Origin of the sequence: Streptomyces sp. NPDC050264 (assembly GCF_040655895.1) — a bacterium.
Lineage (GTDB): Bacteria > Actinomycetota > Actinomycetes > Streptomycetales > Streptomycetaceae > Streptomyces.
The window spans coordinates 25,871-44,874 of record NZ_JBFAKV010000023.1 but is presented as its reverse complement, the minus strand read 5'-3'; the positions used below and the strand labels follow the sequence as shown (position 1 = coordinate 44,874).

17 protein-coding genes and 2 pseudogenes are annotated in these 19,004 nt (G+C 68.3%); 10 read left to right on the top strand and 9 right to left on the bottom strand.

What is annotated here, in order from left to right; all coding sequences use genetic code 11:
* Positions 1-28 precede the first annotated feature (28 nt).
* The 3 genes from AB0J02_RS32695 (at position 29) to AB0J02_RS32685 (ending at position 2,098) form a co-directional block, all read left to right on the top strand.
* The gene (locus AB0J02_RS32695; RefSeq protein ID WP_363197443.1) at positions 29-937 is read left to right on the top strand and encodes an ATP-binding cassette domain-containing protein; all 909 of its coding nucleotides are present in this window, start codon (positions 29-31) and stop codon (positions 935-937) included.
* Positions 934-1,794 (top strand): ABC transporter permease subunit, encoded by an 861-nt coding sequence (locus AB0J02_RS32690; protein ID WP_363197442.1) that lies wholly within the window; start codon positions 934-936, stop codon positions 1,792-1,794. Before AB0J02_RS32695 ends, AB0J02_RS32690 begins: the two co-directional genes overlap by 4 nt.
* A gap of 73 nt (positions 1,795-1,867) precedes the next feature.
* The gene (locus AB0J02_RS32685; protein WP_363197555.1) at positions 1,868-2,098 is read left to right on the top strand and encodes a transposase family protein; all 231 of its coding nucleotides are present in this window, start codon (positions 1,868-1,870) and stop codon (positions 2,096-2,098) included.
* A 433-nt stretch (positions 2,099-2,531) separates the two neighbouring features.
* On the opposite strand, the gene AB0J02_RS32680 is transcribed toward AB0J02_RS32685, so the two are convergent.
* The 4 genes and pseudogenes from AB0J02_RS32680 to AB0J02_RS32665 form a co-directional block, all read right to left on the bottom strand.
* Positions 2,532-3,413 (bottom strand): SDR family NAD(P)-dependent oxidoreductase, encoded by an 882-nt coding sequence (locus tag AB0J02_RS32680; RefSeq protein ID WP_363197441.1) that lies wholly within the window; start codon positions 3,411-3,413, stop codon positions 2,532-2,534.
* A gap of 148 nt (positions 3,414-3,561) precedes the next feature.
* Complete coding sequence (locus AB0J02_RS32675; protein WP_363197440.1) at positions 3,562-4,140, bottom strand: TetR/AcrR family transcriptional regulator; 579 nt, start codon at positions 4,138-4,140, stop codon at positions 3,562-3,564.
* A gap of 91 nt (positions 4,141-4,231) precedes the next feature.
* A pseudogene (locus tag AB0J02_RS32670) lies at positions 4,232-4,536 on the bottom strand (transposase); the annotation flags it as partial.
* Positions 4,537-4,682: 146 nt separating this feature from the next.
* A complete protein-coding gene (locus AB0J02_RS32665; protein WP_363197554.1) occupies positions 4,683-5,276 on the bottom strand; it encodes a TetR/AcrR family transcriptional regulator C-terminal domain-containing protein in 594 nt (197 codons plus the stop codon).
* A gap of 80 nt (positions 5,277-5,356) precedes the next feature.
* Here AB0J02_RS32665 and AB0J02_RS32660 point away from each other — a divergent pair, with 80 nt between their 5' ends.
* From AB0J02_RS32660 to AB0J02_RS32645, 4 genes are all read left to right on the top strand, one after another.
* On the top strand, positions 5,357-6,604 hold the full coding sequence (locus AB0J02_RS32660; protein WP_363197439.1) for an FAD-dependent monooxygenase: 1,248 nt from the start codon (positions 5,357-5,359) through the stop codon (positions 6,602-6,604).
* A 544-nt stretch (positions 6,605-7,148) separates the two neighbouring features.
* Positions 7,149-7,457, top strand: a complete 309-nt coding sequence (locus AB0J02_RS32655) for a hypothetical protein (RefSeq protein WP_363197438.1) — start codon at positions 7,149-7,151, stop codon at positions 7,455-7,457.
* An 849-nt stretch (positions 7,458-8,306) separates the two neighbouring features.
* Positions 8,307-8,990 (top strand): GAF and ANTAR domain-containing protein, encoded by a 684-nt coding sequence (locus tag AB0J02_RS32650; protein WP_363197437.1) that lies wholly within the window; start codon positions 8,307-8,309, stop codon positions 8,988-8,990.
* Between the two features lie 115 nt (positions 8,991-9,105).
* Positions 9,106-10,578 (top strand): endonuclease/exonuclease/phosphatase family protein, encoded by a 1,473-nt coding sequence (locus AB0J02_RS32645; RefSeq protein ID WP_363197436.1) that lies wholly within the window; start codon positions 9,106-9,108, stop codon positions 10,576-10,578.
* A 595-nt stretch (positions 10,579-11,173) separates the two neighbouring features.
* On the opposite strand, the pseudogene AB0J02_RS32640 reads toward AB0J02_RS32645, so the two are convergent.
* Positions 11,174-11,266, bottom strand: a pseudogene (locus AB0J02_RS32640) (IS5/IS1182 family transposase); the annotation flags it as partial.
* Positions 11,267-11,580: 314 nt separating this feature from the next.
* On the opposite strand from AB0J02_RS32640, the gene AB0J02_RS32635 reads away from it, so the two are divergent.
* Positions 11,581-11,781: a hypothetical protein gene (locus tag AB0J02_RS32635; RefSeq protein ID WP_363197435.1), complete on the top strand. Its 201-nt coding sequence runs from the start codon at positions 11,581-11,583 to the stop codon at positions 11,779-11,781.
* Positions 11,782-11,858: 77 nt separating this feature from the next.
* On the opposite strand, the gene AB0J02_RS32630 is transcribed toward AB0J02_RS32635, so the two are convergent.
* Both AB0J02_RS32630 and AB0J02_RS32625 read right to left on the bottom strand, forming a co-directional pair.
* Positions 11,859-12,284 carry a nuclear transport factor 2 family protein gene (locus AB0J02_RS32630; RefSeq protein ID WP_363197434.1) on the bottom strand — a complete coding sequence of 142 codons (426 nt, stop codon included), beginning with the start codon at positions 12,282-12,284 and terminating at the stop codon, positions 11,859-11,861.
* A 711-nt stretch (positions 12,285-12,995) separates the two neighbouring features.
* The gene (locus tag AB0J02_RS32625; RefSeq protein ID WP_363197433.1) at positions 12,996-13,862 is read right to left on the bottom strand and encodes a helix-turn-helix transcriptional regulator; all 867 of its coding nucleotides are present in this window, start codon (positions 13,860-13,862) and stop codon (positions 12,996-12,998) included.
* Positions 13,863-13,976: 114 nt separating this feature from the next.
* On the opposite strand from AB0J02_RS32625, the gene AB0J02_RS32620 reads away from it, so the two are divergent.
* Positions 13,977-14,675, top strand: a complete 699-nt coding sequence (locus AB0J02_RS32620; protein WP_363197432.1) for an SDR family NAD(P)-dependent oxidoreductase — start codon at positions 13,977-13,979, stop codon at positions 14,673-14,675.
* 426 nt (positions 14,676-15,101) lie between these two features.
* Here AB0J02_RS32620 and AB0J02_RS32615 read toward each other — a convergent pair whose 3' ends face one another.
* Entirely contained in the window at positions 15,102-16,010 is a 909-nt protein-coding gene (locus AB0J02_RS32615) for an SDR family oxidoreductase (RefSeq protein ID WP_363197431.1), read from the bottom strand.
* Positions 16,011-16,137: 127 nt separating this feature from the next.
* On the bottom strand, positions 16,138-17,595 hold the full coding sequence (locus tag AB0J02_RS32610) for an aldehyde dehydrogenase family protein (RefSeq protein WP_363197430.1): 1,458 nt from the start codon (positions 17,593-17,595) through the stop codon (positions 16,138-16,140).
* Between the two features lie 176 nt (positions 17,596-17,771).
* On the opposite strand from AB0J02_RS32610, the gene AB0J02_RS32605 reads away from it, so the two are divergent.
* On the top strand, positions 17,772-18,641 hold the full coding sequence (locus tag AB0J02_RS32605) for a helix-turn-helix domain-containing protein (protein WP_363197429.1): 870 nt from the start codon (positions 17,772-17,774) through the stop codon (positions 18,639-18,641).
* Positions 18,642-19,004 lie beyond the last annotated feature (363 nt).

Sequence of the window (19,004 nt, the reverse complement as noted above, 5' to 3'; positions counted from 1 at the left end):
GGGGGCGTCGAACGGCACTGTGGGCGCCGTGATCCAAGTCAACGAACTCACGAAGCGATACGGCGGCACAACAGCTGTCGCAGACCTGACCTTCACCGTGCGCCCCGGTCAGGTGACCGGATTCCTCGGGCCGAACGGCTCCGGCAAGAGCACCACGCTCCGGGTGATCCTCGGCCTGCACAAGCCCACCAGCGGTACGGTCACTATTGCAGGTCGCCCCTTTTGCGATCGCCCTCGCGGCCTGCGGCACGTCGGCTCCCTCCTCGACGCGCACGACGTACACGGCGGGCGCAGCGCGGCGGCGCATCTGTCGGCGCTGGCGCGCAGCAACCGCATCCCCCGACGCCGGGTGGACGAGGTGCTGCGGGAGGTCGGTCTCGCCGGGGTCGCGGGGCGCCGCATCGGCGGATTCTCGCTGGGCATGAAACAACGGCTCGGCATCGCGTCCGCACTGCTCGGCGACCCACCGGTGCTGCTCTTCGACGAGCCGCTCAACGGCCTGGACCCCGAGGGAGTGAAGTGGCTGCGTGAGCTGTTCAGGCGGCTCGCCGCCGAGGGCCGTACCGTGTTCGTCTCCAGCCATCTGATGTCGGAGATGGAGCACACCGCCGACCAGCTGATCGTGATCGGCCGGGGCGAACTGCTCGCGGCGGAGAGCCTCGCGGAGTTCTCAGCCCGCAGCGACCGGCGTAGCGTCACCGTGGCCACGCCCGCCGCGCCCGCTCTGAGGGACCTGCTGACGGCCGAGGGCGCGGCCGCGCACTTGGAGGGCGAGCAGCTCACCGTGACCGGTCTGAGCGCGAAGCGCATCGGTGAGATCGTCCGACGGCACGGTTTGCCGCTGTACGAGCTCAGTACCCGTTCTGCCTCGCTGGAAGAGGCATTCATGGAGCTCACCGCCGACCGTGTCCAGTTCTCCGGAGGAGAGCCTCGATGACCGCGACCACCACTGTGACAACGGATGTTTCCGGCGGCGACCGACCCGCCCGCGAACCCCGCGCCCGGTTCCGTGACCTGGTCGCCGCCGAGTGGATCAAACACCGTTCGCTGCGTTCGACCTGGATCGCGTACGGGGCCGCCGCCCTGGCCGTCATCGGCTTCAACGCGGGCACCGCCTATGACACATACAGCCACTGGACGCTGCAGGTGTCGAAGGACCGCGCAGCCTTCGTCGGCGACGGGATGGCGCTGCAGCATGCGTTCACCTCGAACGCGGCCCTGCTCATGGCCCTCGCCCTCGGTGCCATTGGCGCCCTGGTGATCCTCGGGGAGTACAGCACGGGCACCAATCGGACGACATTCGCGGCCGTCCCGGCCCGCCGTTCGGTGATAGCTGCCAAGGCGGTCGTCGTCACGGTGGTCACGACCGTCTTCGGCGCGGTCGTCGCCGGGGTCTCGTTCGCTCTGACGCAGGCCATTCTCGATCGCCGGGATGCGGGCGTCTCCATCGGCGACCCGGGAGCCTTCCGTATCGTCCTGGCCTCAGCCCTTCTCGCGCCGGTGTGCGCGCTCGCCGGCTTCGCGCTCGGCGCCGTCGTCCGACACACCGCCTCCACCATGATCACCTCGGTGGTGGTCATCCTCGTGCTGCCGCTGTTCCTGACCGACGGCCGCCACTGGTCGGCGGTCGCCGGGCACACCCTGCCCTACCGTGCGTGGCTCCGGCTCGTCGATGTCAACTACTCCCCAATTGCCTTCTCGTGGAGCACCGGCGGAGCCTGGACCGTCTACACGGTGTGGGCGGGCGTCGCATGTGCGATCGCCGTCACCAGCGTCCACCGGCGAGACCAGTGAGTGGTTAGAGATTGCAGAGAGCTGCTGATCAGCCTGGACTGTTGCCTCCGCTCACAAACAGTTTCAGGCGGATCTGCAGTGTCGGCGCCGCCACCAGGCCAGGCCAGAGGCCAGGGATGTGGAGCCTTCCCGGCGGCACCGACGCCACAACACCACCCACGCCAAGATCCGCTGTGTCGGCGAGCAGGCCTTGGCTACGCTCAAGGGCTGGCGCCTCCTGCGCAAGCTGCGCTGCAGCACCCACCGCATCACCGCAATCATCAAGGCAGTCCTCGCCCTTCACCTCGCGGCCGCGTCAGGATGAAAAACCCTCAATCGAACGTGGAAGCGCGCAGGTTCGAAGATTCCCGGTCGTAGTAGAACCCGAACCGGATCGTGTGCGAAGCCAGCGCACTGCCGTACGCGCGGGTTCCGGCCTGACCTTCGACCTCGTTCAAGGAATAGGGACGTGAACTCCGACCCGCGCCCGCGGATCGACGCCGCCTCGCTGGGGTCCACGCCACCGATGGCGGCTACTGACTTCGGCGTTTCGGGGTGACAGAACAGGGCCCGCGCCACCCCGCCGGCGCCGCTCGGTGGTACCGCCGTTCAGTGTGGGCCGGACCAGCCGCGGCGCCTCGTCCGGCAGGTCGATCCTGCGCTACGCCGTGCCGTGAGCGGGCCTCATCCTCGCCGCAGAATGTCAATCTGCGCTGCAGGGGCTGGACTTGTGCAGGGCGGATGCACGGCTCAGGCGATCACCGACCATCGCCAAGGGGTGCCAGCTGTCGGCTGAGCCCGAGCACGTCGTCGACCGTCCGGGAATCGGTACTTCCGCGGAAGGCGGGGACGGGGTGGGCCTGGGGGCCGATGAGCAGGCCTGTCTGCCCGTCGAGTGAGGCGTCGGTGGCTGCGACGATGGACGACCGGGCGGCCGCGGACGCGGGGCCGGCCGTGGAGCGTTCGAAGGTCCGCCGGACCAGCGGCCACAGCAGGCGCAATGTCGGGGAGACGATCTTCGGTGAGCTCATGGTGTCATTGGTCATGTCGGTCGCGGCGCCGCCGGGGTCGGCCGCAAAGACGGTGATACCGCTGCCGCGCAGGCGCTCTGCCAGGTCCAGGGTGTAGGCAAGGTTGGCGAGCTTGGCCCGGCCGTACCAGTGGAAGCCGTAGTAGGCGCCCGGCGGTTCGACGGCGTCGAAGGTGCGCTTTGCTGCCCGGATCGCTCCGGAGCTGACGTTCACGACCCGGCTCGGCCCGTCGGCCCGGAGCTGATCGAGGAGCAGTTCGGTCAGCAGGTACGGCGAGAGGTGGTTGACGGCGAACGTCGCCTCGATCCCGTCGACGGTCTGCTGCCGGTCCGTGAACATCGCGCCCACGTTGTTGACCAGAACTTTCAGCGGCCCCTTGGCCGCCAGTTGGGCGGCGAGTGCTCGGACATTGCCGAGCGATGCGAGGTCGGTTGCCACGAACTGCGGCTTGCCTCCGGTCGCGACCGCGGTGATCCGCTCGACCGCACGGGCGCCACGCTCGGCGTCGCGGCCGACCACGGTGACGGTGAGCCCGTACGCCGCCAGTCCCATCGCGGTCTCCAGGCCGATTCCCCCGGTCCCCGCCGTTACTACCGCCCGCTGCTCCATAGGTCTGCCCTTCGCCACCTCGCCGCCGAAATCGGATAGGTATCCGTTTCGATGGAGGCACGCTAACACGACCGGATAGCCATCCGGTTAGTGAGGGGGTGAGGCGGTGAAGCGGCCGGTGTCCCTTGTGCCGATTGCTGAGCTGCTGTCAGCGCGGGGGACGCAGGCCCTCAAGGAGGACATCGAGGTAGACCTCGGTGCGTGTTGGGTCGCTATTGCCGGAGCGTACGGCGTGCTCGATGCCGCAGAGCAGGCGGCGCACGTCGTCGGCCTCGACGTCGCGCCGGATGGCGCCGACCCGGCGGGCACGGTCGAGCAAGTGCGCGACGGCCCGGTCGAGCTCAGCCTTCAACGCCGAGGTCTGCGCCTCGGTATCGCTGGCGGATTCGAGCACGGCGGCGAACCCGGCGTCGTCCAACGCGTGTATGAGGGTGAACCGCAGCAGGCGGTGCAGACCCGCGAGGGCGTCCTCGTCGCCGGCCGCGGCCTGGGCCTCGTCGACCAGCTCCTGGAAGCGCTCGGCCGACAGCGCCTCCCACAGCGCGTGGCGGTTGGGGAAATGCCGGTACACGGTTCCCACCCCCACCCCGGCGAGACGGGCGATGGCGTTCAGCTGGAGCGAGTCGTCACCGGCGGCCAGTTGCTCGCGGGCGATCCGCAACACCCGGGCGCGGTTGCGTGCGGCGTCCGCCCGCAGCGCCGGCCCTTGTTCGCCTTTCGGTGTCACGGGCCCAGCATAAAGGGCTGCCGGCCGCAGCCCGATGCTCCCCGTCTCCCCTGTCTGGTCCAGCTGGTACGGCAACCGGCTCTCCAGCGCATCAGTGTGACGGCGGTGGAAGATCGAGTGTGAGGCCGGTAGCCGCGATGAAGCCGTCGAGGATCTTGGAGCGATACTGCAGGCGTTTGAGCCGGTTTCGCACGAGGGACTCGAGTCGGTCGAACGCGACGCCGGCGAGGTTCGCGAGGTTGTGCTTCATGTGCGCCCAGAGGCGCTCGACCGGGTTCAGCTCGGGTGCGCATGCGAGTAGTAGGAACACTGTCAGCCACTCACGCCCGCCGATCAGGTGGCGCATCGCGTGGGAGACGTGGGTGTCAGCCGGTCCCACACCAGCACGATCGGTGCCGCGGCGCGCGATGTCGGGGCTGACCCCGAGGGCCCGGACCTGCTTGCGGCGGCACTGTGGGGGCTGCGGGGCTTTTCTGGGGCGCCCGGCCGCAGACGGCCGCCCACGGCGGGCGCTCGCCTGACACTTCCCGGCGCGCGAGCGGTCAGGCCGGCGACGGAGCGTCGCAGGTCCGGCCGGATGCTGCGGTGCGCTGGTCGAGGCCGCCGAGGATGAGTGCGAGGCCCGCCTCGAACGCCTCCTCGTGGTCGAGGACGGGGACGTCGTCCGGCAGGTCCTCGGCGTGCGGCGAGTCCGCGTCGGCCTGCTCCTCCAGGACGCAGCCGACGGTGAAGCGGCCGGCGGCGAGCATCGCCATCTGCGCGTCCCGCTGGGGCACGCCGGAGGCGATGAGGAAGGCGATCTTGCGGCGGACCCGGTCGAGGTCGCCGGTCGGCGTGGTTCCGGCGTGCAGCCGGGCACCGTCACGGCGCACCAGCAGCGTGCGGCGGAAGCTGCGGGAGTTCTCCAGGAACCAGTCGCGCCAGTCGTCCTCGGGGGAGGGCAGCGGCGCGTCGGCGTGCGGGGCCATGGCCACCTCTGCCATGGCGGCAAGAAGGTCCTTCTTGGTTTTGAAGTGGTAGTAGAGCGACGGCTGCTCGACACCGAGTCGCTTGGCCAGCCGCCGGGTGCTGACCGTTTCCAGGCCGACGTCGTCCAGCAAATTCAGCGCCTCTGCGACGACGGCCTCACGGTTCATCTTGGTCACGTTGACATTCTATCGCTGATAGAAGACCGTGGAAAGGAATCAATCACCGATAGATTTTGGAGTGGTCGGACATGACGAACACCGCCACGAAGCGTCCCTTGCGGATCCTCATCGCGGGCGGCGGCGTCGCGGGACAGGCGCTGGCCTTCTGGCTCACCCGCGGCGGTCACCAGGTGACGGTCGTCGAGCGCTTCCCAGCGCTGCGCGCCTCGGGCGCGCAGGTCGACCTGCGCGGACAGGGCATCGAGGCGGTCGAGCGCATGGGGCTGCTGGAGGCGGTGCGCAGCCGGCTGGTGGACGAGGCGGGCGTCGCCTTCGTCGACTCACGCGGCAAGCCGAAGGCGACGATCATGGCGAACACCTCCGGCAAGGGCCGCCAGACACTGACGTCGGAGTACGAGATCATGCGCGGCGACCTCGTGCGCATCCTGCACGAGGCGACCAAGAACGACACCGAGTACGTCTTCGGCAAGAGCGTCGACGGCTTCGACCAGCACGGGGAGCGGGTCACCGCGCACTTCTCGGACGGGACCTCAGGCGCGTACGATCTGTTGATCGGCGCGGACGGGCAGGGCTCACGCACCCGGAGGGCACTGCTGCCGGAAGGCTTCGACCCGTACTGGCGGGTGGGCATCCACATGGCTTACTGGTTCGTGCCGCGCATCGCCTCCGACACCAACATTCGCGACACCTACATGGTCCCGGGCGGCCGCCAGATCATGCGGCGCAGCCACAACGCGACCGAGACCCAGGTGTACTTCGTGATGCGCGAGGAGTCGGCCGAAGCATCCGCGATCCACCGCGCGCCCGTCGAGGAGCAGCAGAAGTTCTGGGCCGGGCGGTTCAGGGACGCCGGCTGGCAGACCGACCGCTTCATCGAGGGCATGAAGGACAGCCCGTTCTTCTACTCCCAGGAGGTCGCCCAAGTGCGCACCGACCACTGGTCCAAGGGCCGGGTGGTGCTCGCCGGGGACGCCGCGCACTGCGCCTCCCCCTACAGCGGCATGGGCATCTCCGGCGGACTCGTCGGCGCGTATGTCCTGGCCGGAGAGATCAACCGGCACGCGGACGACCTGCCGACCGCACTGGCCAACTACGACCGCATCCTGCGGCCCTTCGTCGACGAGATCCAGGGCGAGGTGAACCCCCGCATCCTGCGGGTGGGCATGTCCCTGAACAAGCACGCCATCAGCGCCTTCCAGAACGCCACCGCACTGGCCTGCTTCTTCCACATCCCCGACCTGGTCGCACGGTTTTCCAAGGAGGACCGCGGCGGCAACTGGCAGCTGCCGGCCTACACCGACGTCCTCGCCGCCTGAGCCGCCCCCGCGCCGCGCTCGGGGGGCGCGGCGAACCGGAACGTCGGGGGCGTCCTGCGTGTGGGGGAAGGTGCTGTGGCGCGCCGGTACCGCTCCGTGGGCTGTCTCTCTGCTCACCTGACCGATGACCGACCGGCCCCCGGCACCGTGCGCCCGGACATCAACGCCGCGTGCGACGACCTGGTGCTCACGCTCCTGAGCAAAGACCCCGACGAGCGACGCGCCTCAGCTAACGCCGTCGCCCAAGCGCTGCGCCATCTCGGCCAGTCGCAACAGCACCCAGGCCGCGCTGACGACCTCATCGTCTTCGGCGACGGCCGCTACTTCGCGGTCTGGTCCCGCCCTCGATGCCCCATTCACCACGGCATCACGCCTGGCAGCCTGTCCACATGGACACATTCGAGGACCGACTCGACGGCGGGTGGAAATGGTGGGAGGCCGCCATCGAAGAAGCGCAGGAAGGGCGCTGGGTCCGTGACGCCCCGTGGAACGGCAAGTCATCAAAGACATCGCTGCCGCCACCAACCCTCTCCATGATGGACGGATGGCCCCGTTCACCGAGGACTCGTGGCACGTACGCATCGGCAGGATCGCGAACTGGGCCGGGGTGCTGCGGCTCGCGGCCCGGTCAGGCGGCTTGGTGCTCCAACCCGTCGCCGGACGCATCCCGTCAACCCCTGCCAGCTTGACCGAGCTGCTGTCTGGCATCTACGCGGTCGGCGAGCAGAGAGAAATCTGGATGCAGCGGCTCCTGAAGGGCGAACTGCCACCAGAGGATCAGATCGCGAAGGCTGAAGGCTTCCTCACCGGGCCGGGGTCCATCGAGGACCTCGAGCTCTTCTTCTACGACTGAAAGGCCGCCCCTTCATCGTCACCGCCGCGCCCAGATGAGAATGACTCCAACCGTTCCCACTTCGCGTTCGTCAGATCCCCACGGCCCATATGACGAGCCTGACCTCAACACCCCACCCCTGCCAGGAGATCCCAGAAACAGCCCCCTAGCAGCGGCACACTACGCGTCAACGAACTCGCCTGGCCGGCGACCCACCGCCCCAGCAATGCCACCGTCGACCGCTGCGTCCTGGCCGGCATCGTCACCGGCAGCCGCATCACCCCCTCTGCATACTCTCGCTGAATCCCCGAGGTCGGCCTGCCCTTAGGTCAACCTTCGCTTCCCGGGGATGCCGGCGTCGGCGGTTGAACCGGCACTTCCTGTCCCAAGCATCTGGCCATCCGACTCCCTGATGGCCGTATCGCTCTCACCCAGACCCTCACCACGACGCTGGCCGCCCAACTCGCCCCATACCTGACCACCGACGGCCGGCGCAACGCGCCCATACCCTGCACGGCCGATGACCACGTCACCGTGCACACGGGGCTGCACGGGGAAGTTGCGGCGGGCACCACGCGGCATGCGGTGGTGACGTTGACACGCGTGCGTTGGGCAGGACGTGGACGCCAGAAGGGGGCGGCCTGTTCCTGCCTGCGGGCGCCGCCGGGAGTGTGGCGGGGCGGGCAGGCCTGGGGCACGGGGGTGTCCGCGGCCTGCTTGCTGTCCGGGCGCCCGTTGCCCCGTGGCGCACACCTTCCAACTTGGCTTGTTGCGGCTGGTCCTGGCCTGGCCTGGGGTGCATTTTGACGTGTGGGTAGCCGTGGCATTCTGTGGTGCTGATCTGCACACGCACTCGGGGCGAGGGGTCTGATGGACTGGCGCGAGTTTTCCCTGCAGATGGCGTCGATGGCGCGGGAACTCCTGTCGCAGGACTCGGTCCCCGCCACCCTGGCCAAGATCACATCGTCGGCCGTCGAACTGGTCGAGGGCTGTGACGCGGCCGGCATCCTGCTGCTGCGCAAGAATGAGGTGCTCTCTCTGGCGCCCACCGGGCAACTCGTCAGCGACAGCGACCGACTGCAGGAGCGGCTCGGTGAGGGCCCCTGCTTCGACGCCGCCCGCCAGGGGCATCCCGTCTTCCGCATCGAGGATCTGAGCACCGAGACGGTGCGCTGGCGCGCCTATGCGCCGCAGGCCCACGCTCTCGGCATCGGCAGCATGATGGGCCTGTTGCTGTACACCGAGGACGAACACGACCTGGGCGCCCTGAACTTCTACTCCCGAAAGGCCGGGGCGTTCACCGAGGCGAGCGAGACCGCGGGATGGCTGCTGGCCTCGCATGCGGCCGTCGCGTTCTCCGCAGCCCGGGACCATGCCCAGATGCAGCAGGCGGTCGAGACCCGCCATGTCATCGGTGAGGCCATGGGCATCGTGATGGCCCAGCGCAACGTGGACGAACACGAAGCCTTCGCCGTGCTGCGCCGCTCCTCACAGACCCGGAACGTGAAGCTGCGTGAGGTGGCCCGCCAGGTGTGTGAGCGCGGCACGCTCTGACGCTCTGGACCGACACCGCAGCAGCCCCGTATACACTCCACCGATTCACAGAGATTTCACATCTGGAGATGGTGTAGTGCGGCGAGCAATATCAGTCTTTCTCACAGTTCTGGCAGTGGCGTTGGGCCTGTCGATTCTGCCCGCGGCGCCGGCGCAGGCGGCGACGGTCTCCGCGGACGCGGCCAATGTCGCCAAGTCGGCCGGTCAGAGATACGCATTGAGATCCGAGGCCAACGGGCTGTACGTGACCGCAGATCCGAACGACGGCGGAAAGATGACGGCGAAGGCCTCAAAGGTCGGCTCCTGGGAGCGCTTCACGCTGCACACGAACCACGCCGGAAAGAACATCGCCCTGCGTTCCGAATCGACGGGCTTCTTCGCCTCGGCCGATCTGGGTGGGGACGGTACGGTGCGGGCCAAGGCCGGAGCCATCGCGTCATACGAGCAATTCACCGTCGAGTCCAGGGCATCCGACGGCCCGGGGCAGTTCGCGCTGAAATCGGTGTCCGACGGAACCTACGTCACCGTCGAGCACACGACCGAGGGCGGCGACGTCCTCCACACCCGGGCGACCTCCGTCGGCAGTTGGGAGCGGTTCACGCTGGTTCCGCAGGGTCAAGCGGGCACGGCCGGAGGCACACCGTCGCCTGCTGCCGCGCCCAGCTCGAAGCTGAACGTCATGACGTGGAACATTTGTGGCAACAACAACCCGGGTTGCTGGGACAAGAACCTGGCCGGCAAGGACCAGGTGAGCACGGCGATCGCCGAACGGCTGCCGCAGCCGGGCGGCGGTGCCATGCCCGACGTGATCTTCTTCCAGGAATTCTGCGAGAAGCACGCGAAGCCGGTCGAGGAAGCCCTGGAGCAGCGCACCGGACGCGGCTGGGACGTGCGCTTCGCGCCGACCCAGTACGTCATCGGCGAGCTCGGTGATCCGGTCCTCGGCAACGTGAAGGCGCAGAAGGAATGCGCCAAGGCAGACGGACTCGACCGCGGATCGTTCGGAGTGGCCATGGCCTTGCCGGACTCGAACACGTCCTACGAGGGCTACGTTCTCAGCTCCCCCGTCTCCTACGTTGCGTCGAACGGCAAGGTGTACAAGGCCGAACAGCGCCCGGCCCTCTGTGCGGACCTGCCGGATCGCGCGCTGCACGTGTGCACGTCCCACTTCAGTGCCGGCGCGGGCTACGACGATCCGGACGGAAAATACCGGAAGATCCAGGCCGGGGAGCTCATGGACATCGTCCGACGGGCTCCCGCCGGCTACCGCCCCGTCTTCGGCGGTGACCTGAACTCGGCAGCGCCGGACTCGACCGGCCCCGACGGCGGCGATCAGGACCGCAGCGTTCTGACCACCATGTACGCGTCGTACCGCGAGTGCGCACAGCGCGACGACGTGACCAGCCCCCGCACCGGCACGCCCACGGCTGTCTCCTCGGGCCCGGCGGGCACGGGCGATCCGACGATGAAGATCGACTACATCTTCGCGCCGCGGAACGCTCCGTTCACGAGTTGTGAAGTCTCCTCCACGCACGGCTCGTCGGATCACTGGACGCTCTACGGCACGATCGCCCTGCCCGCTGCATGAGATGAGCGGGAAAAGCCCCTGGCCGCACAGGCCAGGGGCTTTCGTGTGTTCGGGAGTCATGGTCAGTGGTCGCGGGGGAAGCCCAGGTCCACCCCGACGGGCCTCGGACGGGTCCGGCCAGCGGGTGGTGGCAACCTTCGCCGTGGGCGTCGTGGGTCATTTGAGTTGCGCAATAGGGGTTCCTCCGACCTGTAATGAGCGGGTTCGGGGTGGCTTCGTCCAGTCAAGTTGCGTGCCGATGCGTGCTGTTCACCTTGTCGAGATGGGGTTTTGACGGTCGGCTTTGCCGGCTGTGCAGGTTGGTTGGGCGGTGTGCAGTTCTGCTGGTCCTCGATATGTGTTGCTACCGGAAGTGATCGCGACGGGGCTGCCGGCACCGGCGTGAGAGGCCGACCCGCAGGGCTGGGGCCGGCGCGGCGTTCACCCGGCGCCCCGGGACAGGCTCTTCCGGAAACCGGCCGCTCCGCGCCCGGTAAAGACCCCACCTCCTAGGCCGCCCGCCTTGGACCGCATCAGGGTCGCCGACCAGGATCCGCGCCAACAACCCCGTATTGCCACGACCCCGCGGAAGCCACGGCCTCGGACCTACTGATCAGATCGACCTCTCGATCTTCCACCGGTGCCTTCCGAGGCGTTCGGAGGACTGCACTCCCGGCCGGGTGATCCGTGGAGTGATGTTGCGTTCGCGCAGCCACGCCAGGTTGCCGGCCGACAGCTCGCCCGCCACGACGAAGCCCGCCCAGCCAAGACGTGACCTTGCTGCCGTGGTGCTCAGACCAGCGGGCACCACCGGGCACCGACTCACGGCAGTGCGCGAGACGAGCGTGCGCGGCCGACTCGCCGAAGTTGTCGCGCAGTAAGCCTGCGCCTCAACTGGTCACATCCTCACGAGAGGTCACCGGTGAGGCTTCAGACAGGAACAATGGCGGGCTGAGTTCCTTGGGGCCCCGCTCCGATATGCCGGACGAAGTGACGTCCGACCGGGAGCGGCGTTGATTCGGTATGAAGCGGATGCCTGCACATGCGGTATTGACCGGCGTGTTCTCTGTGCTGATCCTGGCCGCGCCTGTTGCCGCCGGCCTTGACGACCGCCCGGCGCCGGCCGAAGTTGCGACCTCCTGCAGCGGCGTCGTCGCGGGCCTGCCCACCCTGGTCAGTGACGGGGACAGCTTTGATGGCCTGTGCGAGGTGGTGGAAGACTGATTGCCAGTTCCTTCCGGCAAGATCTGTGCCAGTGCTGTCCCGTCCCAGGTCGGGCTGTCGCTGTACTGGTCTGGCCTTCATGCCCTGGCGCTGGGGAGTCCCAAGCCGTCCATGTAGTCGCGTACTCGCGTGATCAGTCCGTTGTGGACATGGAGTATCAGGAGACCGGGGACGGTTAATGTGGTGGCCCTGGTCGTCAGTGTTGCCACCACGACATGCTCGGCGATGATCACTTCCGGATCGGCGGTCTCGTAGGCCGCGACCCTCCTGACCTCCTGCACCTGGACAGGGCTGGCGCCCCAGGCCGCCCGGTATCCGGCGCGCACGGCCTCACGCCCCTCGTAGCGCGGGGGGAAACCGGGAGAGGTGAACGGGAACTCGTGCACCGCGTCCATGGCATAGAGATCGGCCAGATCGTCCGGGGACTTGTCGAGCATGGCCTGGTAGTAGCAGGTCAGCACCTCGTGAGGGGTGCGAACAGCAGGTGTATCCAGATGCGACACGGGGATATTCCCTTCGCTCAGCATTTGTTGACCCACTCACCCTAGGGTCGGCCGGAAGTACCCGCCTCGTCCCGGTCAACTCCCCGACCCCGCCCGGTAGGAGCGGTCACCGGCGATACGGTCCCGCTCGTGCTCGGAGCGATTGCCACAGCATGCGGAGCAGTTCTGGCAATCTTCACCCTCCTTGCCCACTGGAAGACTGAGCCCATTCCAACCTGTCATCTGTGCTGGTCAGGTCACTGCCGCATGCGCGAGACGTAGTCGTGGACGAGCAGCCGAGCTGTGCTTGTGGTGATGGCCTTGCTGCGGGGCGGACAGCCCTGGCGGACTCAACTGGCCAGGTCCAGCAGGTTGGAAAGGGCTCCCTACGCTTTACTGCGGGATGTGGTGAGCCCTTCGTATGGTTGACCCGCCCAGGGGCGCCACACGCCGCGCCAGAGCACCATCTTCATGGGGAGGACGGCGGCGCGATTCCGGCCTCGGGAGTATTCGGAGCGAAAATTAGCGATAGCGGGGCGCTCCTCCACCTCGTCATCCTCATGGCCCTGCTCCGACGCCACTACGGGTGACGGAGTGCCACCGGCGCACGGCGGCACACCCCAGGTTCACGGAAATCTCCCCAGGGTCACTTTTGCGAGTACGCCGACAGTCGGCATCGTGGCTCGGCGCTCGCCGCGCACATGCAGCCGACCGATCGACGCGTGGGTCAGATCAGTTGTGCGTGGTGTCCAGTGGGCCGGCGATGGCGGTCAGTCGGAGCTTGGTCTCGTCCTCGCTGCCGGGCACAGCAGTCATGATCACGATCTTGAGTTCGCAGTCGCCGTCGGTCAGGGTGTCGCAGTCCACCGTGACAGGCCCTACTGAGGGGTGGTCGATCGTCTTGTGGTCCTCGCGGTGTGCGGCCACCTCTCCGGTCGCCCACAGCTCGGCGAACCTGGTGTTGCCGGCGGTCAGTTCGCGGATCAGAGAGGCAAGACGCGTGTCGTGGGGGAAGCGGCCTGTGGCGCGGCGCAGGTCGGAGACGATGGCGGCGTCGGTGGCGTGCCGGTCCGTCTCGGTCACCGGCCACAGGGCGAGGCGGGCGGGGCTTTCGTCGACCGGGAATCTGTCGCGGGCGAAGTTACGCAGGCGCGGCGGCGAGGCGGAGGGATCGCCAAGGAGTGCGGCCCATCCGCGGTTCCACCAGATCAACTGCCAGTCCGCGGCGAAGACGGCGACCGCGACGTCTCCGAGCCGGGCGAGCACCCTTTGCACGCCGGGCGGGAGATGGCCGGGGACCGTTCCGTGCGTCGGTGGGACCAGGTCGGCCAGCCGGTACAGGTGGTCTCGCTCGGCCGTGGACAGTTGCAGGGCGCGCGCCAGGGATGCCACCACGCTGGCTGAGGGTGTGGTGGCGCGTCCCTGTTCCAGGCGCACGATGTAGTCGACCGACATTCCTGCGAGGTCGGCCAGCTCCTCGCGCCGCAGCCCGGCCGTGCGGCGTCCTCGTGCCGTCGGCAGTCCGGCGGCCGAGGGGGGCAGCCGGTCACGCCACGTGCGGATCATCGTGCCCAGTCCGCTCCCGGGTCTTGCCGTCATGTTCCTCATTCTCCCGCGTTCATGGTCGTCGGGGCGGGCGCGAGGGTGGTACTGCTCTTCCTACCGTCGAAGTCTCCCTGGTCCGCACCTACCAGCCGCAGGAGGATCGAAGGCATGACGATCACTTTCATCACCGGAGCCAACAAGGGTCTCGGCCGCGAGACCGCCCGCCGCCTGATCGAGTGCGGTCACACCGTGCTCGTCGGAGCCCGCAATCGCGAGCAGGGCGAGGAGGCCGCCGCAGCGCTCGGCGCACGCTACGTTCCCATCGACGTGAAGGACGACGCGTCCGTGGCCGCCGCGGCCGCGAATGTCGCCGAACACGAGGGCAGGATCGACGTTCTGATCAACAACGCCGGTGTGCACGGTGCCGCCGGCGATCCCGGCGACCTCACCGCCGCCGATGCCCTCGCCGTCTTCGACGTCAACGTCATCGGCGTCATCCGTACCACCACCGCGTTCCTGCCGCTGCTGCGCCGTTCGGACGACCCTGTGATCGTCAACGTCAGCAGCGGCATGGGCTCCCTCGCCTTCACCCACGACCCCGACCGGCCCGAGTCGCACGTCGTCGCGCCGCTGTACACCTCCTCGAAGGCGGCGCTGACGATGCTGACCACGCAGTACGCCAAGGGACTCAAGGACATCCGCGTCAACGCCGCCGATCCCGGCTACACCGCGACCGACCTCAACGGTCACAGCGGCCCCCAGACCGTCACCGAGGGCACGGACGCGATCGTGGCCCTCGCCACCGAGGGGCCCGGCGCCGGAACCGGGCGCTTCGTCTCCCGCCACGGCGAGATAGCCTGGTCCTGAACCTGTCCGGGCTGGACCAGCCGTTCAAGGCGACCATGAAGACGTCGCGGTTTTCGGGTGGGTCCGAGGCGCAGATCGCACTATGACCGATGCGCGGGCTTCGCCTCTGCGGCGACGCCCGGACCGGTCGGCCTTTCTGTGCGACACGAGTACAGGCGGCGGACTATAAACAGGGGGGTTCGTCCGGCCGTATCTGCTCATCGGCGGAAGCGGCCCCTGCCCCCGAGCGGCTGCCGCAGCCACTCGGGGGCAGGGCCGCCTGGCAGCGACCCGGAGCGGACTCGCACCGGCAGGCGACGACGAACTTACGAACCATAATCAACCACCTACATGGCCAACTTCCAGATCTGCTGGGCGTACGAAAGCCCGAGGCCAGTTGGTCCCGAGGCTGATGCCGGGCTCCCTGCGCACGCCTGACCCGACCAACTACGCGTGACGCCCTGCGGTGGTCCGGCCGGACTTGACCCTGTCCGGGTAGTGCTTGCGCAGATCGGACATGGTCATCCGGTCGAACACCCGGTCGGGAAGCAGGCTGGAGGCACGGATGAGGAAGGCGGTCATCGCGCCGATGGTGTAGCGAGTGCGGGGCTTACGGTCAGTCGCGGCCTTGGCGATCTTTTGAGCCGCGGTGTCGGAGGTCGCGCCGGCCTCGGTGAACGCGGCGACGTGGGAGGGAATCGCCTGCATCAAGGCGCCGTAGCGCTCGTTCTGCTCCGGGGTCATCCGGGAGGTGAGGTCGCTCAGGCCCGAAAGTCCGACGCGGGCCATTTCGGTCTTGACGCCACCCGGCTCCACGACCACCACCTGCACGCCGTACGGGGCCAGTTCGCTGCGCAGGGCATCGCTCAGCGCCTCCACCGCGTGCTTGCTGCTGGCGTACACGCCGTAGCCGGCCATGGACACCTTGCCGTTCATCGAGCTGATGTTGACGACGCGGCCCTTGCTGCGCACCAGGGCGGGAAGCAGAGCCTGGGTGAGTGCGACAGTCCCGAAGACATTCACTTCGAACACGCGCCGCCATTCGTCGAGCGGCACCACTTCGACCGGTCCCGCGCAGGGGAGGCCGGCGTTGTTGATCAGTGCCCGCACGGCGCGGTGGTGCGGGTCGCCGTCGATACGTGCCACCAGCGCCGCGATGTGCTCCTGGTTGGTGATGTCGAGGATCACCGGCTCGACGCCGGCGGCGCGGAGAGCCTCGCCGTCCCTGTCGCGGCGCACGCCGGCGAGGACGTAGAAACCGCGCCGGGCCATTTCCCTCGCGGTGGCCGCGCCCATCCCGGTCGACGCCCCGGTCACGACGACGATTTCCTGGGTTTGCGGTGATTTCTTGGACATGATGTGCTCCTGGGAGAACTGGTACGAACAGTGACTCATGCCGGTCCGGTCAGGCCGTCGGCGGGAACTCCGCGGTGCTGACCGGCGCGTCGAGCCGGGATGTGGGTGGCAGCGCCGGCCGCGGTCCTCAGCGCTGTCGCGGCACGGCGGTGGCGTAGGTCTTGATGTTCTGGAACTCGCCGATGGCCGAGGGACCGCACAGCACACCGATTCCGCTCTGCTTGAAACCGCCCTGCTCGAAGTGCTCGGACATCGAGCCCCAGGTGTTGATCCACATCCCACCGAACCGGAGCTCGCGTCCGACCCGGCGGGCCCGGAAGTCGTCGTGCGTGTACAACGCGGCGGCCAGGCCGAAGTCGGTGGCGTTCGCCCGCTGGATCGCGTCGGCCTCGTCCTCGAAGATCTCGAAGGTCTGGACCGGGCCGAAGATTTCCTGCTGTACCAGGGGGACGTCGAGCCGCTCCACCTCCAGCAGCGCCGGACGGAAGAACGCGCCGCTCGCCAGAGCGGGGTCGGTGACGGTCCCGCCCCTGACGATGACCTTGGCGTAGGAGGTGGCCTCCTCGACGATGCTGTCGACCCGTGCGACGGCGGCCTTGTCGATCAGTGGGCCGAGCTGGGTGGAGGGGTCCTCGGCGGGCCCGACCCTGACCGCCTCCAGTGCTGCGGCCAGCCGCGTGCGCAGTTCATCGGCGATGCCCCGCTGCACGAGCACGCGCGAGCCGGTGCAGCAGAACTGTCCGTTCATCAGGATGGATGCCATCACCAACTGCGGGACGACGGCGTCCAGGTCGGCGTCGTCGAAGACGATCAGGGGGGTCTTGCCGCCCAGTTCGAGGTTGAGCCGCTTGAGCGTCGGTGCGGCCGCAGCGGCGATGAGGCGGCCGACGTGGGTGCTGCCGGTGTAGCTGAGCACATCCACGTCCGGCGACTCGACCAGCGACGGCGCCACCTCGTTGCCCGCCTCGGTGAGGATGTTGACCACACCCGGGGGCAGGGATTCGGTGGCGGCGACTGCTTCGGAGAACAGGGAGTTGGTCAAGGCGGTCTGCCCGGGCAGCTTCACCACCGTCGTACAGCCCGCGCCGATCGCCGGACCGAGGGCACGCACCGTCAGGCACATCGGGGAGTTCCAGGGCGAGATGATGCCGGCGACCCCCATCGCCTCAGGCGACGAGTAGAAGTACTGGCCCGGCGTCGGCTCAGCGGCCCGGCCAGCCACCTGAGTGAGCGCGGACGCGGCGCTGTAGCGCAGCCAGTCGACGGAGATCGCGGCCTCCCAGGCCGTTTCGTCCAGCCGCTTGCCGTTCTCCCGAGTCAGGGTCCGACTCAGAGCGGGGACGCGTTCGGCGATCCGGTCGGCCAGCTCGAACAGGGCCCGGGAACGCAGCGCCGGATCACGGGACCAGCCGGTGGTGTCGAAGGCGGTGCGCGCCGCAGCTATCGCGGCCTCAGCCTCCGCGCGGCCCGCAGAGACATACCTGCCGACGACCTCGCCGGTGGAGGGGTTGACCGACTTCTGTGCGGAACCCGACTCGCTCCACTCTCCGCCGATCAGGTTCCGGGCGAGCGTGTTTGCAGACATTGACCTCAACCTCTCGTAGCGGACTGCACGCAACCGCTCGCTCGGATCCAAGAGCTCAAGCGGAATTGCCTGCTACGACCACTGTCGACCGGCATGAGGACCGCAACCAGTGCAACGGACAACGGTAGGAATGGCGGTACCACCCTCACCTCGGGCCGGGCGGTGATACTGGAACGGTGACCGAGGAACAGAACCAGCTGGGCACTGCGCTGCGTCGTTGGCGCGACCGGCTGGCACCTGCCGACGTGGGCTTGCCGGCAACAGGCAGACGCCGAGCCGCGGGCCTGCGCCGTGAGGAACTCGCCGCACTCGCCGGACTCTCCGTGGACTACCTCGTCCGCCTGGAACAGGGACGCGCCAGCCGCCCCTCTGAACAGGTCGCTGCGGCGCTGGCCCGCGCACTGCATCTGGAGGTGCCCGAACGAGATCACCTCTACCGCCTCGCACACCTTCCCCTGCCGGGATCCGGGCGCATCTCCACCCACATCCCGCCCAGCGTGCAACGCTTGATCGCCGCCCTCACCCGCGAGGCGCTGGCCGTCTTCGCCGCGGACTGGACACTCATCACGTGCACCGGGTTGTGGGCCGCACTGTTCGGAGAGCCCGCGCAGCCCCCCGCGGACCAGCGCAACCTGGTGCTGGAGACGTTCCTGCCCGAGCTCGTTCCCGGCCGTCTGCCTCGGTCCGAACGTGGCCGGGAAGCCCTGGAAGCCGCCCTCGTCGCCGATCTGCGTACCGCACAAGGCACCTTCCCGGACGACCCCCGCCTGCGCGGACTCATCCAGGAATGCACCACCCGCAGTCCTCGCTTCGCGCAGCTCTGGTCGCAGGGCGTCGCGGGCGCACTCGGCCATGACCGCAAGATCGTCACCCATCCCGCCGTTGGGGACATCACCCTCGACTGCGACATCCTCACCGTGCCCGGATCAGATCTCAGGATCATCGCCTACACCGCGGCCGCCGGAACGCCCTCCGCGGAACAGCTCGAATTTCTCAGAGTCACTGCTACACGTGCCCCGCTGGTCTCCCGCGCCGGAAATTCGTGAGCGGTTCCGGCGCGGGACAACAGCGCGACGGGCGCCACGATCCACACGGCCAGAGGTCCGGGGTGTACCGCCCCAAGGGCCTCACACTTGTGTCGGACTGACGCCGCCACGTGAGGATCATGGGTCTCGTCCTTGAAGGCCCTGACGAAGCTGTTGGATGTGCCGGTGGGTGATTACTGACCCTTTTGGATTGGCTTCGGGGCGCCTCAGGCGTTGTGCCTGCTGGTCTGGCCGCCCCCATCTTCATGCCGTCTGCGGCCGCGCCCACGCCGCCGCCTGAGCTTGGCGTTCGTCCTCCCGAGGTCGGATGACCTGCACGGTCAAACGCCGTGCTCAGGGGCCTGATGAAAACTGTCCCGTTGA